The organism is Kitasatospora papulosa (assembly GCF_000717245.1).
Taxonomy (GTDB): domain Bacteria; phylum Actinomycetota; class Actinomycetes; order Streptomycetales; family Streptomycetaceae; genus Streptomyces; species Streptomyces papulosus.
Genome location: NZ_JNYQ01000001.1, coordinates 21,552 through 36,834 on the forward strand (window position 1 = coordinate 21,552; position 15,283 = coordinate 36,834).

The following is a 15,283-nucleotide window of genomic DNA, read 5'->3' on the forward strand; positions in this document are numbered from 1 at the left end:
TCTTTTGTACATATGCAGCTCATGACGGTTGTGGGTGCGGGAGGGATAGCCTGGTCCCGTGATCAGCGCGATATCCCTCGGGGGCAGCGAAGCCCCCGGCCTGCGCCCGGAGTGCCACCGCACCCGGGCCATGCGCGATCCCCGCGTCCCGGGCCGTCTGCCGAACATGGCCGATACGGTCCCGGGCATCTTCCCGGGCGGCATAGCGTCGAACCTGACCGGAAACCCCGCGTCGTGGCGGTACGCCGTCTTTCTCACCTACGTCACGCAACGGCGCGCGACAGGAGCCAGAGGACATGCAGACCAAGCTGGACGAAGCCAAGGCCGAGCTGCTCGCACGGGCGGCCCGGGTAGCTGACAACAGTCCGGGCGGTGGTGTCGGTGGCCCGGGAGGCGGCCTCCGGGTGCACCTCGCCGGGGCGGCCGGAACCGAAGCGGAAGCCGGCCAGGACGAGCGGCCGGGCCAGGAGACGCTGCTCGCCTATCTCCAGCGGTACTACCTGCACACCGCTCCGGAGGACGTCAGCGACCGCGACCCGGTCGACGTCTTCGGGGCTGCCTGCTCCCACTACCGTCTCGCCGAGAACCGCCCGCAGGGCACCGCGAACGTCCGGGTGCACACCCCGACCGTCGACGAGAACGGCTGGACGAGCAGCCACTCCGTCGTCGAGGTCGTGACCGACGACATGCCGTTCCTGGTCGACTCCGTCACCAACGAGCTGTCCCGGCAGGGCCGTGGCATCCACCTCGTGATCCACCCGCAGGTCGTCGTGCGCCGTGACGTCGCGGGCAAGCTGATCGAGGTGCTCGCGGACGACCGTGCCAGGGGCGCCGGCGCCAAGCGCTCCGGAGGCCGCAAGGACCCCGGCCAGGAGCTGCCGCACGACGCGCTCGTCGAGTCGTGGATCCACGTCGAGATCGACCGCGAGACCGACCGCGCGGACCTGAAGCAGATCACCGCCGACCTCCTGCGTGTCCTGTCCGACGTACGGGAGACCGTCGAGGACTGGGACAAGATGCGCGACACCGCCCTGCGGATCGCCGACGACCTCCCCGCCGAGCCCCTCGACGAGCTCGCCGACGAGGAGGTCGAGGAGGCCCGCGAGCTGCTGCGCTGGCTGGCCGCCGACCACTTCACCTTCCTCGGGTTCCGCGAGTACGAGCTCCGCGACTCCGACGCCCTGGCGGCCGTCCCCGGCTCCGGGCTCGGCATCCTGCGCTCCGACCCGCATCACAGCGAGGACGAGGCGCACCCGGTGAGCCCGTCCTTCGACCGGCTGCCCGCGGACGCCCGGGCCAAGGCAAGGGAGCACAAGCTCCTCGTCCTGACCAAGGCGAACAGCAGGGCGACCGTGCACCGCCCCAGCTACCTGGACTACGTCGGGGTGAAGAAGTTCGACGCCGACGGCAACGTCATCGGTGAGCGGCGCTTCCTCGGCCTCTTCTCCTCCGCCGCGTACACCGAGTCGGTGCGCAGGGTGCCCGTCGTGCGCCGGAAGGTCGCCGAGGTGCTGGAGGGCGCGGGCTTCACGCCCAACAGCCACGACGGCCGGGACCTGCTCCAGATCCTGGAGACGTACCCGCGCGACGAGCTCTTCCAGACGCCCGTCGACCAGCTCCGTTCCATCGTGACCTCCGTGCTGTACCTCCAGGAGCGCCGCCGGCTGCGGCTCTACCTGCGCCAGGACGAGTACGGGCGCTACTACTCCGCCCTCGTCTACCTGCCGCGGGACCGCTACACCACCGGGGTCAGGCTCCGCCTGATCGACATCCTCAAGGAGGAACTGGGCGGCACCAGCGTCGACTTCACGGCCTGGAACACGGAGTCGATCCTCTCCCGGCTGCACTTCGTCGTCCGCGTCCCGCCGGGCACCGAGCTCCCGCACCTCACCGACGCGGACGCCGACCGCATCGAGGCGCGCCTCGTCGAGGCCGCCCGCTCCTGGGCCGACGGCTTCCAGGAGGCGCTGAACGCCGAGTGCGGCGAGGAGCGCGCCGCCGAGCTGCTGCGCCGTTACGGGCAGTCCTTCCCCGAGGGCTACAAGGCCGACCACTCGCCGCGCGCCGCCGTGGCCGACCTGGTCCACCTCGAGGAGCTCAAGAGCGAACGCAAGGACTTCGCGCTCAGCCTGTACGAGCCGGTCGGCGCCGGCCCCGACGAACGCCGCTTCAAGATCTACCGGACCGGGGAGCAGGTCTCGCTCTCCGCGGTCCTGCCCGCGCTCCAGCGGCTCGGTGTCGAGGTCGTCGACGAGCGCCCGTACGAACTGCGCTGCGCGGACCGCACGCACGCATGGATCTACGACTTCGGGCTGCGCCTGCCGAAGGCCACGGGCAACGGCGACCACCTCGGCGACGACGCCCGCCACCGCTTCCAGGAGGCGTTCGCGGCCATCTGGACCGGCGAGGCCGAGAACGACGGCTTCAACTCGCTCGTCCTGGGCGCCGGGCTCGACTGGCGCCAGGCCATGGTGCTGCGCGCCTACGCGAAGTACCTGCGCCAGGCGGGTTCGACCTTCAGCCAGGACTACATGGAGGACACCCTCCGCACCAACGTCCACACCACCCGGCTGCTGGTCTCCCTCTTCGAGGCCCGGATGTCCCCGACCCGCCAGAAGGCGGGCACGGAGCTGACGGACGGGCTGCTGGAGGAGCTGGACGGGGCCCTGGACCAGGTCGCCTCGCTGGACGAGGACAGGATCCTGCGGTCCTTCCTCACGGTCATCAAGGCCACGCTGCGGACCAACTACTTCCAGCTGGCCGACGACCACGAGCCGCACAACTACGTCTCGATGAAGTTCGACCCGCAGGCCATTCCGGACCTCCCGGCACCCCGCCCGGCGTACGAGATCTGGGTCTACTCGCCGCGTGTCGAGGGCGTCCACCTGCGCTTCGGCAAGGTCGCCCGGGGCGGGCTGCGCTGGTCGGACCGCCGGGAGGACTTCCGTACGGAGATCCTCGGCCTGGTCAAGGCGCAGATGGTCAAGAACACCGTGATCGTGCCGGTGGGTGCCAAGGGCGGGTTCGTCGCCAAGCAGCTGCCGGATCCGGCGGTGGACCGTGACGCCTGGTTCGCCGAGGGCATCGCCTGCTACAAGATCTTCATCTCGGCGCTGCTCGACATCACCGACAACATGGTGGCCGGCGAGGTCGTCCACCCCGCGGAGGTCGTCCGTCACGACGAGGACGACACCTACCTCGTCGTCGCCGCCGACAAGGGGACCGCGAGCTTCTCCGACATCGCCAACGACGTCGCCGTCGCCTACGGGTTCTGGCTCGGTGACGCCTTCGCCTCCGGCGGCTCCGCCGGATACGACCACAAGGGCATGGGTATCACCGCCCGCGGCGCCTGGGAGTCCGTCAAGCGGCACTTCCGCGAGCTGGGCCACGACACCCAGACCGAGGACTTCACCGTCGTCGGCGTCGGTGACATGTCCGGTGACGTCTTCGGCAACGGGATGCTGCTCTCCGAGCACATCCGGCTGGTCGCCGCCTTCGACCACCGGCACATCTTCATCGACCCGAACCCGGACGCGGCCACCTCGTACGCCGAGCGGCGCCGGCTGTTCGACCTGCCGCGCAGCTCCTGGGCGGACTACGACAAGGACCTGCTGTCCGCGGGCGGTGGCGTCCACCCGCGTTCCGCCAAGTCGATCCCGGTCAACGCGCAGATCCGCGCGGCGCTCGGCATCGACGCGAAGGTCACGAAGATGACCCCCGCCGAGCTGATGCAGAACATCCTCAAGGCGTCGGTCGATCTCGTGTGGAACGGCGGCATCGGCACCTACATCAAGGCGACGACCGAGTCGAACGCCGACGTCGGCGACAAGGCCAACGACGCGATCCGCGTCGACGGCGCGGACCTGCGCGCCCGTGTCGTCGGGGAGGGCGGCAACCTCGGGGCCACGCAGCTCGGCCGGATCGAGTTCGCGCGGGCCGGCGGCCGGATCAACACCGACGCGATCGACAACAGCGCCGGTGTGGACACCTCCGACCACGAGGTGAACATCAAGATCCTGCTCAACGGTCTCGTCCGCGACGGCGACATGACCGTCAAGCAGCGCAACAAGGTGCTCGCGGAGATGACCGACGAGGTCGGACAGCTCGTGCTGCGCAACAACTACGCGCAGAACACCGCGCTCGCCAACGCCTGCGCCCAGGCGCCGTCGCTCCTCCACGCCCACCAGCGCTTCATGCGCAGGCTCGGCCGTGACGGACACCTGGACCGCGCCCTGGAGTTCCTGCCGAACGACCGCCAGATCCGTGAGCTGCTGAACCACGGCAAGGGCCTCAGCCAGCCGGAACTGGCCGTGCTGATCGCCTACACGAAGATCACGGCGGCCGAGGAGCTGGTCTCCACCGTCCTGCCGGACGACCCGCACCTGCAGAAGCTGGTCCACGCCTACTTCCCGAAGCAGCTCGGCGAGCGCTTCCCGGAGGCGGTCGACGGGCACGCGCTGCGCCGCGAGATCATCACCACGGTGCTGGTCAACGACACGGTGAACAGCGCCGGTTCGACGTTCCTGCACCGGCTGCGCGAGGAGACCGGGGCGTCGCTCGAGGAGATCGTGCGGGCCCAGTACGCCGCCCGTGAGATCTTCGGGCTGTCCGCCGTGTGGGATGCCGTCGAGGCGCTCGACAACACGGTGGCGGCCGATGTGCAGACCCGGATCCGGCTGCACTCGCGCCGGCTCGTCGAGCGCGGTTCGCGCTGGCTCCTCGGCAACCGGCCGCAGCCGGTCGGGATCGCGGAGACCATCGTGTTCTTCCGCGAGGGCGTCGAGCGCGTCTGGAACGAGCTGCCCAAGCTGCTCAAGGGCGCGGACGCCGACTGGTACCGGTCGATCCTCGACGAGCTCACCTCGGTGGGTGTGCCGGACGAGCTGGCGGTGCGGGTGGCCGGATTCTCCTCGGCGTTCCCGGCGCTGGACATCGTGGCCATCGCGGACCGTACGGACAAGGACCCGCTGGCCGTCGCCGAGGTGTACTACGACCTCGCGGACCGGCTGGGCATCACCCAGCTGATGGACCGGATCATCGAGCTGCCGCGGGCCGACCGCTGGCAGTCCATGGCCCGTGCCTCCATCCGTGAGGACCTGTACGCCGCGCACGCCGCGCTCACGTCGGACGTCCTGTCCGTCGGCGACGGGACCTCGTCGCCGGAGCAGCGGTTCACGGCCTGGGAGGAGAAGAACGCGGCGATCCTGGCGCGTTCGCGCGCCACCCTGGAGGAGATCCGGAGCTCGGAGTCCTTCGACCTGGCCAACCTGTCGGTGGCCATGCGGACGATGCGCACCCTGCTGCGTACGCACGCCTGACCCGGCGCGGCCGCACGGGCCGCGACGAAAGCCGTCCGCCGGACGGGCCATCGGCCCGTCCGGCGGACGGCTTCATGACGTCATCGCGTCATTTCTTACGGGGCTTCGCGGGCCCGGTGAACTCCTCGTACGCGGCGACGACGTCCTTGGCCGGCCCGTCCATCCGCAGGGTGCCCGCCTCCAGCCAGATCGCCCGGTCGCAGGTCTCGGTGATCGACCGGTTGCTGTGGCTGACCAGGAACACCGTGCCGGCCTCCTCGCGGAGCTGCATGATCCGGTCCTTGCTGCGCCGCTGGAACTTCGCGTCGCCGGTGGACAGCGCCTCGTCGATCAGCAGGACGTCATGGCTCTTGGCGGCGGCGATGGAGAAGCGCAGCCTGGCCCCCATGCCGGAGGAGTAGGTCCGCATGGGCAGGGTGATGAAGTCGCCCTTCTCGTTGATCCCCGAGAAGTCCACGATGTCCTGGTAGCGCTCGCGGATCTGCTCGCGCGTCATGCCCATGGCCAGGCCGCCGAGCACGACGTTGCGCTCCCCGGTCAGGTCGCTCATCAGGGCGGCGTTCACGCCGAGCAGCGAGGGCTGGCCCTGGGTGTGGACACGGCCCTGCGACGGGGGAAGCAGTCCCGCGATCGCCTTGAGCAGCGTCGACTTCCCGGATCCGTTGGAGCCGATCAGGCCGATGGCCTCGCCCTTGTACGCGGCGAAGCTGACGCCCTTCACCGCGTGCACCTGGCGGGCGCCCCGGGGCTGGCGGCGCGACACGATCCTGTTCAGGGCGGAGGTGGCGCTGCCCCTTCCGGTGCGCGCGCCGTTCACGGTGTAGGTGATGTGGACGTCGTCGACGACGACGGTGGGTACCCGGGTGTCGGCGGTGTCAGCCACGTCCGTACCTCTCCTCTGCCTTCCAGAAGTACACGAACCCGCCGACGCCGCAGACCAGCGCCCAGCCGGTGGCGACGGCCCACACGTGCGGGGGCAGCTGCGTGCCGGAGAAGCTGTCGATCAGGGCGTAGCGCATCAGGTCGATGTAGACGGCCGCCGGGTTGCACTCCAGGGCCAGCAGGACGAGCCGCGGGACGCGGTCCCCCGAGAGCAGGGTGTCCAGGCTCCACATGACGCCGGACGCGTACATCCAGGTGCGCAGGATGAAGGGGGTCAGCTGCGCGATGTCCGGGGTCTTGGCCGCCAGCCGGGCCATCACCATCGAGAGACCGGTGTTGAACAGGGCCTGGAGCGTGAGCGCGGGGATCGCCAGCAGCCAGGAGGGCTGCGGGTACTGGCCGAACACCAGCAGGATCAGCGTCAGCGCGCCCAGGGAGAACAGCAGCTGCTGGAGCTGCTGGATGGCCAGGGCGATCGGCAGGGACGCCCGGGGGAAGTGCAGGGCCCGGACGAGGCCGGTGTTGCCGCTGATGGCCCGGGTGCCGGCGGTGATCGAGCTGGCGGTGAAGGTCCAGATGAAGACGCCGGTGACGAGGAAGGGCACGTAGTCGGGGACTCCGTGCTTGGTGTTCATCAGGACGCCGAAGATGAAGTAGTAGACCGTCGCGTTGAGCAGCGGGGTCATGATCTGCCAGATCTGGCCGAGCTTCGCCTGGCTGTACTGCGCCGTCAGCTTCGCCGTGGCGAAGGCCGTGATGAAGTGCCTGCGCCCCCAGAGCTGCCGGACGTACGCGCCGAGCGTCGGCCGTGCCCCGCTCACGGTCAGTCCGTGCCGGGCCGCGAGCGCGGCCAGCTCGCCGGGTTCGTACACGGGGAGGAGGGCGGTTGATGCGGTGTCCACCGGGGCCGGCGGGGCTGCTGTCTGGCTCACCACGATCGCTTTCGACAGGGGGGTCGGGGGTGTCGGTGCGCAGAGATTCGGGTCGATGGGACGGCACCGTATCGTCGCAACGCTGACAGTAGGACGTTTGTACGTCGCAACGCAACCGTTTCGTCGTTACGGTCTATCATTCGGGCCATGACCACCGAACGGCGAACCGGGCGCCGCACCCCGGCAGGTGCCGCGGTGCTGCGCGAGGACGTCACCGACGCGATCCGCGGCGCCGTCTTCGAGGAACTGGCCGCCGTGGGCTTCGCGCGGATGTCGATCGAGGGCATCGCCCGGCGCGCGGGGGTGGGCAAGACCGCCGTCTACCGCCGCTGGAAGTCCAAGCTCCATCTCGTCCTGGACCTGGTCGCGGCGGTCGCCGCGCAGGGCATGCCCGCACCTGCGACGGGTTCGCTCCACGGCGATGTGCGCGCCGTCCTCGAACTGGCCGCGTACGCCCTCCGCCACCCCGTGGCCTCCCAGGTGATCCCCGACCTGCTGGTCGAGGCGGCCCGCAACCCGGAGATCTCCGACGCCATCAAGGCCGCCCTGCTCGACCAGCAGAAGGGGGTGGCCGCCGTGGTCGTACGGGCCGCGGTGGCGCGGGGCGAGCTGCCCGAGGGCAGTGACCCCGACCGGGCGCTGGACCTGATCGTCGGGCCGCTGTACTGGCGGCTCGTCGTGGTCCGGGGCGACCTGCCCAAGGGATACCTGGACGACCTCGCGGCGTCGGCGGTCCGGGCGCTCAAGGCCTGACGCCCGGGCGCTCGCACTGCGCGGGGCCGGGGCCGCGCTACGCGGGGCCGGGGGGCCCGTCGAGCAGACGGTCCACCACACGGCGGGCCGCCCCGCCGTCGGCCGGACCGCGGTGGTCCCGCCGGAAGCTCTCGTAGGCCTCCGCGTGCAGCGCCGCGGACGCCGGAGTCGTCCGCAGGGCCTGGGCCACCTCCTGGGTGGTCACGAGCAGCGGTCCCGGAGCCCGGGTCTCGAAGTCCAGGCAGAAACCGCGCACCGTGTCCCGGTAGTGCTCCAGGTCGTAGGTGTGGAAGAGCATCGGGCGGCCCGTGTGCGCGAAGCCGAACACGAGGCCCGAGTAGTCGGTGAGCAGCACGTCGGCGATCAGCAGGAGCTCGGTGGCGTCCGGGTGCGCGGACACGTCACGCAGCGCGGGGTGGGCCGGGACGCTGCCCGTCACCCGCGGATGCCTGCGGACCAGCACGGTGGTGCGCCGGTCCAGCGAGCGTGTCAGCGCGAGCAGGTCGAGCGCGGGGTCCCAGCGGTACAGCGGCGCCTGGCCGAGGGGGACGTCGGCCGGGGCGTGCGCGAGATGGTCGCGGTACGTCGGCGCGTACAGCACCACCCGGTGGCCGTCGGGGACGCCCAGCTGCCGGCGTACCCGTTCGGCCGTCTTGTCCCGGCCGGGGGCGAACAGCAGGTCGTCGGCCGGTGAACCCGCCTCCAGCACCTCGCCCCGGTAGGCCAGGGCGCGGCACAGGTGCGGGGTGGCGAAGGCGCCCGGGGAGACCAGGACCGACCACTGGGCGGATCGGTGGGCCAGTGTGGCGAGGTCCTGGTGGTCGGCGTACAGGGAGCCGGTGAGGTCCAGGCCGAACCGGCCGAGCGGGGCCCCGTGCCAGATCTGTACGACCGACTGGTCCGGGCGGCGCTCGAACCATGCGGGCAGATGGCCGGACACGACGATCCGGCCGGACCGCGCCAGCGCCTCGTACCAGGCGGTGCTGTGCGCCACGACGGGGACGGCGGTGGGCGGGACGGCCGCCGCGGCGCCCGCGGACCCGTCGGTGACCCAGAGCAGTTCGGCGTCCGTGCTCCGGCGCACGAGTTCGGTGTGCACCGCGCGCACGGGACCGTCCCCGACGTGGAGCACGGCATCCCGGAGCGCGAGCCGGCGCTGCGCGGGGAAGTGCGCCGTCCGCAGCCGGCCCTGCTGGTACGCGCTCCGCTCCGCGTCGCCGAGCGGAGAGGCGCCGTGCACGGTCAGCCGGTCGCCGTGACGGCGGTCGAGGCGGAATCCGGACCCCGCGGGGCCCAGGGGCAGGAGCGCGGAGAGCGCCGTCTCCACCCTCACCGGCCGGCCGCCCAGGAACACCTCCCAGTCACCTTCGCGGGGCGGCCGGGCGAGCACGGCCGCGAAGCGCTGCTCCCGCCGTCCGGCGGGCGCGTGCCGCTCGACGGACTTCTGCCGCGAGACGGGGACGGGCACCGTCCAGCCGAGGGTGGCGTGCCGCAGTTCGAGCGTGCCGGTCCCGGCCCCGTGGATGCGCAGCCCACCGTCCGCGGTGGCCCCGGCGCGGTCCACGTACGGCTCGTCCGCCAGGTCCACCACAAGGTTGCCCTCGGCGTCGGCGAAGGCGGGGGGCGGCAGGTCCGGCCCGGCGGCGAGCGGCACGCGGACACCGTCGGCCACGAGCGCCGCCCGCCACCGGCCCTGCCCCGGAACGGAACCTGCCGCGAGCGCGTCGAGCGGGAGCCGCACGCCGAAACCGGCCCCGCCGCCGTCCCGGTCCCCGCGGCCGCAGTCACCGCCATCGCCGTCGTCGCACCGCACCGGGCAGACGACGTCCTCGGCCCCGTCGCGGGCCAGCACGAGTGCGGACGGCCGGACGTCCGCGTACAGCCGGCCGGTCAGTTCCAGCACGTCCCGGCCGCGGTCGTGGCCGGTGGCCATCGCGGCCGGTCTGGTCACGGTCAGCTCCAGCCGGCCGTCCCGGTAACCGAGCACCGCGCGCAGAGCCTCGCCCAGGTCCCGCACCACGGGCTGCGCCGAGGCCGCCTCCACCGCGCGCAGGGCGGCCCGCCGTACGACGCCGTGGCCCGCGACCACCACCCCCACCAGCCAGCGGCCCGGCCCCAGCCGTCCGGGGTCGAGGACCATCTCGAAGCCCGCGTGGTCGTAACGGTGCAGCTCCTGCCCGGAGTCGGCGGTGGCCCGCTCGGTCCGGACCGTGCGCACGGGAACGGGCCGCATCCGCCCGCCCACCGCCTCCCGCACCAGGGCGCCCTTCAGGGACTGCCGGGCCGACTCGGCCGGGAGGTTGCGGATGTACGCGTACCCGCGCAGCCGCAGGGTGCCGTCGTCGGCCCATGACGAGTCCACCAGCCGTGCCACGGCCGGGAGATCGCCCTTGCCCAGGCGCGCCGAGACGCTCCTGCCGTCCGCCACCCGGGGGTGCACGGCCCGCCGTCTGCCCGGCGGACCCGCCACGGCGAACGTGCCCGCGCCGTTGGCCCGTTCGAACTCCAGGACGGCCAGCAGTTCGTGGACCCTGCGCTCCCGCACCAGCTGCCAGCGGATGCGTGCCGGGGCCGGCAGCCCGGCCAGGGCCGCGTCGCCCGCCCGGTCGACGAACGCGCCCGCGTCCGTCATGAACGCGGAACGGTACGCGGGGCCGCCCATCGGCAGACCTTCCAGGAAGTACACGAAGTCGTCGCGCAGGCACGAGACGTCGTAGCGCAGCCGCTGGTCGGCGCCGCGGTCCGAGAGGAACGCGCTGACCTGTTCGCAGGCGGCGATCCGGTCCCGCACGCCCCGCACGTCCGTGCGCCGCCGGGTGATCGAGCCCTCCCTGACCCGCCAGTGGTAGACGTGCTCGTGCAGCACGTCCACCGACCCGGCGAGGTAGTGCGCGGGGATCATCACCGGGGTGTCCTCGTAGAGCCTGCCCACCGGGAAGGAGAAGGCGTGCCGGTCCCAGAAGGAGCGCCGGAACACCTTGTTCCACGCGACGCGGTCCGAGAGGAGCCGGGCGTCGCGGGTGATGTGGGTGCGGAGGCGGTCGCCGGTCAGCCAGCGGTACTGCCAGGCCTGTTGCCGTTTCTGCCCGGTGAGCCGCCACACGTTGCCCGTCACCAGGTCGGAACCCGTCGACTCCAGGGACGCCAGCATCCGTGCGTACGCGTCACGGACGAGGACGTCGTCGCTGTCGGCGAACGCGAGGTACGGGACGCCGGGGGTGGTGCGGGCGACCCCCGTGTTCCGGGCGGCGCCGAGCCCCGCGTTGGGCTGGTGGACGCAGCGGAAGCGGTCGTCCCGGGCGGCGAACTCCTCGGCGATCCGGCGGCTCCCGTCGGTCGAGCCGTCGTCGACCATCACCACCTCGATGGCGTCGAGGGACTGCCCGGCCAGCGAGTCGAGACACTCCGCCAGGTAGTCCTCGACGTTGTGCACGGGGACGACGACGCTGAGGAGTGGCTTCATGTACGGATCAACCCGGGCGAGCGCCGCGGGTCACGCGGCTGACCCGAACGGGTGAAGATCGCTAGGGCGGGCGGCGGGGCCCCCGTTACGCTCGGCTGCCATGCTCCTCAGTGTCGTCGTGCCCGCCCACCGCGTTCAGGGGTACCTGCGGGCGGCCCTGGAGTCCGTGACCGGGCAGGGGCCGGCCGGGGAGGCGGAGCCCGAGCTGATCGCCGTCTGCACGCCCGACAGCCCGCTGGAGCTCGCCGTCGCGCGGGAGACCGCCGAGCGGGACCCCCGGGTGCGCGTGCTGGTCCTCGACGGCCCCTGGGACACCGGCGCGGCGAGGAACGCCGGTGCGGCGGCGGCGCGTGGCGCCTATCTGCTCTTCCTCGACGGGGACGACGTGCTCCTTCCCGGAGCGGTGGCGGAGATCTCCGCGCGGTTGTCGGACGGCCCCTGCGGCGCGCGGCCCCCGCAGGACCGGGCCGGTGACCCGCTCCCGCAGGACCCGGCCGGTGCGCGGCTCCCGCAGGACCCGCCCGACGTGCTGCGCCTGGGCCACGACCGGGTCGACTGGTGGGGCACGGTCGAGCCGGGCGACGCCGCCCTCCCGGCCGCCCGCAACCAGCTCTTCCGCCGCGCCTTCTGGGAGGCCCACCGGCTCCGCTTCACCGAGGGCCCGTACGGCGACGTCGTGCCCGTCCACCGTGCGGTCCTCCTGGCGTCCGACGCGGGCACCCTCGCCGGACTCGACCGGATCTGCGTACGGCACGGCCGGCGCCGCGCGGGCACGACGGCCACGACACCGGGCCGCGCGCACTTCGCGGTCATCCGCGCCTACGAGCGGCTCGCCGCCGAGACCGGCGACGACCCGCGCGTCGAGGCCGCGCGCGCCGCCCACCTGAGGGCCGTGCTCGACGACCGGGGCCGTGTCGCCCCGCGTGACCGTGCCGCCTTCTTCCGGGCGGCGGGGCTCCCCGGCCGCTACTTCTCCCACCGGGTCCGGGAGGCGGTCCGCGCCGGGCGTGCCCGGGCGCGAGCCGTCGCGCGCGCGGGCCGGAAGTCGCTGCGCGCCCGCGTGCTGAGGGTGCTCTACCGCGCCGACCTGCGCCGGCCGCTGGATCCCCGCCTCGCCGTCTACGGGGCGTACTGGAACAGGGGCGTCGCCTGCAATCCGGCCGCCGTCCACGCCAAGGCCCGCGAGCTGGTCCCGCACATCCGGGGCGTCTGGGTCGTCTCCTCCCGCCACCGCGACCGGATGCCGCCCGGCATGCCGTACGTCATCGAGGGCTCCCGCGCCTACTGGCGGGCCATGGCCACCGCGACGTACCTCGTCAACAACTCCAGCTTCCCCGGCGGCTTCACCAAACGGCCCGGCCAGACCTATCTGCAGACCCACCACGGGACCCCGTTGAAGACCATGGGCCTGGACCAGCTCCCGTACCCCGCCCTCACCGGCGGTGTCGATTTCGAGCGGATCGTCGCCCACGCCGACCAGTGGGACTTCAGCCTCTCCGCCAACCCGCACAGCACCGAGGTCTGGGACCGGGTCTACCCCTCCGCCTACGAGCAACTGCCCTACGGCTACCCGCGCAACGACGTCCTGTGCGGTGCCTCCCCCGAGCTGACGGGCAAGATCCGCGCGGAACTCGGCATCGTGCCCGGGGCGACCGTCCTGCTGTACGCGCCCACCCACCGCGACTACCGCAGGGGTTTCGTCCCCCGGCTCGACCTGGAACGCCTCACCCGTGAACTGGGCCCCGGCTTCACGCTGCTGGTGCGCGCCCACTACTTCTACGGGCGTTCGGCGGGGGCGGCGGGGGACCGGATCGTCGACGTCACCGCGCACCCCGTCGTCGAGGAGCTCTTCCTGGCCGCCGACGCACTGATCACCGACTACTCGTCCCTGATGTTCGACTACGCCTGTCTGGACCGCCCGATCATCGCCTACGTACCCGACTGGGAGGCCTACCGCGCCGCCCGGGGCACCTACGTCGATCTGCTGTCCGGCCGCCCCGGCGACACCCCGGGCGCGGTCGCCACCACCGAGGACGAGCTCGTCGGCGTGCTGCGCGGCGGCGCCTGGCGGTCCCCGGAGGCCGACGCCCTGCGCGCCGCGTTCCGCGACCGCTTCTGCCCGTACGACGACGGGCACGCGGCGGAGCGGGTGGTGCGGCGGATCTTCCCCGTGGCCCCGGACTGAACAGCGGGTCACCCGTACGGGGCGACCCCTCCGCACGCCGCCGTCGTTGTGCTCGACAGCGCGCGCATCAGGCAACGTTGGGAGAAGCTCATGCACCGGTCCGCCTACGAGCAGATGCAGCTCTGCATCGAGGAGTACCTGCCCAAGGACCGCAGGCACCGCGTCGTGGACCTCGGCTCACGGATCTCCGGGAAGCAGACCCGTACCCACCGCGGACTGCTGGCCGGCCACGACGTCGACTACCTCGGGGTCGACGTCCTCGACGGCCCCAACGTGGACGCGGTCATGACCCGCCCCTACCGGATCCCCGCGAAGTCGCGGAGTGCCGACGTGGTGCTGTCCGGCCAGGCGTTCGAGCACATCCCCTTCTTCTGGGTGTCCATGATGGAGATCGCCCGCGTGCTCAGGCCCGGCGGCCACGCCTTCATCACCGCGCCCTCGCGCGGGCACGCCCACGACGCACAGGACTGCTGGCGCTACTACCCCGACGGCTTCCGCGCGATGGCCGCCCACTCACGGCTCGAACTCCGCGAGGCGTACACGGACTTCCCGCCCGCCAGGGGGATCCGGCACGACTACGCCTCCATCGACTCCGAGGCCGCCTACTGGGGCGACTCGGTGGGTGTCTTCCGCCGCCCGCGGCCGGACCGGCGGCCGGTGACCCGGCTGAAGAACACGCTGGCCGACCTCGCCGTGCGCGAGACGGCGGTCTGGTGGGCCAACCGGGCCGGGGGAGTGGACCGGATCCCGCTGCCGCGGCCGCTGGACGGACGGGAGCGGTGCGGACGACCGGACAGCCGTACGGTCCCATCAACTACAGGTTGACGAAAGATGACATGAGCCGCAAAGCGTGCGTAGTGTCCCGCCCCATGGCTTGGCGCAACGCCGTCAACGGCGTCCTTCAGCAACTCACCGGATACCAGCTCAGGCGTGCGACCGTGCCCGCTCCCCGGTCCGCCCCGGCGGCCACCCAGGCCCCGCCCGTGGTGAAGCCCGTCGCGACGAAGCCGGCCGTGGCGAAGACGCCTGCCCTGCCCGCGGACTACGACGACGAGGCGAAGGACATCATCCGTGCGGTGAAGCCGTACACGATGACCTCGCCGGAGCGGCTCAACGCCTTCGTCCTCGCGACCCGGCACATCGTCAGGCACGGCATCCCGGGGGACATCGTCGAGTGCGGTGTCTGGCGCGGCGGTTCCATGCAGGCCTGCGCGAAGACGCTCCTGTCGCTCGGCGAGACAGACCGCGACCTCTACCTCTTCGACACGTACGAGGGCATGACCCCGCCCACCGCCGAGGACCTGCGGCGGGACGGCAGGCCGGCCCGGGAACTGCTCGACGCGCAGGGCAAGGACCGGCCGATCTGGGCCGTGGCCTCCCTGGAGGACGTACAGGCCGGGTTCGAGCGGGTCCCCTACCCGAAGGACCGCGTCCACTACGTGCGGGGCAAGGTCGAGGACACCCTCCCGGAGCGTGCGCCGGAGCAGATCTCCATCCTCCGGCTGGACACCGACTGGTACGCGTCGACCAAGCACGAACTGCACCACCTGTACGGCCGCCTGGTGAGCGGCGGTGTCCTGCTGATCGACGACTACGGCTACTGGCAGGGATCGCGCCAGGCCGTGGACGAGTTCCTGGAGGAGACCGGCGAGCAGCTCCTGCTGCTGCGCATGGACGAGGGCCGCATCGCCGTCAAACCCTGAGCGGGCGGTAACCCTTCGCGAGCCCCGTGCCTCCCTGGCACGGGGCT

8 protein-coding genes are annotated in these 15,283 nt (G+C 72.2%); 5 read left to right on the plus strand and 3 right to left on the minus strand.

The window, feature by feature from the left end:
• The first annotated feature begins 296 nt into the window (after window positions 1-296).
• Complete coding sequence (locus IA22_RS0100095) at window positions 297-5,318, plus strand: NAD-glutamate dehydrogenase (protein ID WP_030122349.1); 5,022 nt, start codon at window positions 297-299, stop codon at window positions 5,316-5,318.
• Window positions 5,319-5,406: 88 nt separating this feature from the next.
• On the opposite strand, the gene IA22_RS0100100 is transcribed toward IA22_RS0100095, so the two are convergent.
• Window positions 5,407-6,201 carry an ABC transporter ATP-binding protein gene (locus IA22_RS0100100; protein WP_014155940.1) on the minus strand — a complete coding sequence of 265 codons (795 nt, stop codon included), beginning with the start codon at window positions 6,199-6,201 and terminating at the stop codon, window positions 5,407-5,409.
• Window positions 6,194-7,135 (minus strand): ABC transporter permease, encoded by a 942-nt coding sequence (locus IA22_RS0100105; RefSeq protein WP_014155941.1) that lies wholly within the window; start codon window positions 7,133-7,135, stop codon window positions 6,194-6,196. Before IA22_RS0100105 ends, IA22_RS0100100 begins: the two co-directional genes overlap by 8 nt.
• 144 nt (window positions 7,136-7,279) lie before the next feature.
• Between IA22_RS0100105 and IA22_RS0100110 the strand changes: the two genes are divergently transcribed.
• Complete coding sequence (locus tag IA22_RS0100110; protein ID WP_030122350.1) at window positions 7,280-7,885, plus strand: TetR/AcrR family transcriptional regulator; 606 nt, start codon at window positions 7,280-7,282, stop codon at window positions 7,883-7,885.
• A gap of 37 nt (window positions 7,886-7,922) precedes the next feature.
• On the opposite strand, the gene IA22_RS0100115 is transcribed toward IA22_RS0100110, so the two are convergent.
• Window positions 7,923-11,348, minus strand: coding sequence for a bifunctional glycosyltransferase/CDP-glycerol:glycerophosphate glycerophosphotransferase (locus IA22_RS0100115; protein WP_030122351.1), 3,426 nt, complete (start codon window positions 11,346-11,348; stop codon window positions 7,923-7,925).
• Window positions 11,349-11,448: 100 nt separating this feature from the next.
• Here IA22_RS0100115 and IA22_RS0100120 point away from each other — a divergent pair, with 100 nt between their 5' ends.
• The 3 genes from IA22_RS0100120 (at window position 11,449) to IA22_RS0100130 (ending at window position 15,236) form a co-directional block, all read left to right on the plus strand.
• Window positions 11,449-13,533: a bifunctional glycosyltransferase/CDP-glycerol:glycerophosphate glycerophosphotransferase gene (locus tag IA22_RS0100120; protein ID WP_030122352.1), complete on the plus strand. Its 2,085-nt coding sequence runs from the start codon at window positions 11,449-11,451 to the stop codon at window positions 13,531-13,533.
• A gap of 90 nt (window positions 13,534-13,623) precedes the next feature.
• Window positions 13,624-14,358, plus strand: coding sequence for a methyltransferase domain-containing protein (locus IA22_RS0100125; RefSeq protein WP_030122353.1), 735 nt, complete (start codon window positions 13,624-13,626; stop codon window positions 14,356-14,358).
• Window positions 14,359-14,369: 11 nt separating this feature from the next.
• Window positions 14,370-15,236: a TylF/MycF/NovP-related O-methyltransferase gene (locus IA22_RS0100130; RefSeq protein ID WP_030122354.1), complete on the plus strand. Its 867-nt coding sequence runs from the start codon at window positions 14,370-14,372 to the stop codon at window positions 15,234-15,236.
• Window positions 15,237-15,283 lie beyond the last annotated feature (47 nt).

What these genes read in the sequence shown, in the direction of transcription:
- IA22_RS0100095 (WP_030122349.1), top strand. Translation starts at nt 297, where the DNA reads ATGCAGACCAAGCTGGACGAAGCCAAGGCCGAGCTGCTCGCACGGGCG.
- IA22_RS0100110 (WP_030122350.1), top strand. Translation starts at nt 7,280, where the DNA reads ATGACCACCGAACGGCGAACCGGGCGCCGCACCCCGGCAGGTGCCGCG.
- IA22_RS0100115 (WP_030122351.1), bottom strand. Translation starts at nt 11,348, where the DNA reads ATGAAGCCACTCCTCAGCGTCGTCGTCCCCGTGCACAACGTCGAGGAC.
- IA22_RS0100120 (WP_030122352.1), top strand. Translation starts at nt 11,449, where the DNA reads ATGCTCCTCAGTGTCGTCGTGCCCGCCCACCGCGTTCAGGGGTACCTG.
- IA22_RS0100125 (WP_030122353.1), top strand. Translation starts at nt 13,624, where the DNA reads ATGCACCGGTCCGCCTACGAGCAGATGCAGCTCTGCATCGAGGAGTAC.
- IA22_RS0100130 (WP_030122354.1), top strand. Translation starts at nt 14,370, where the DNA reads ATGAGCCGCAAAGCGTGCGTAGTGTCCCGCCCCATGGCTTGGCGCAAC.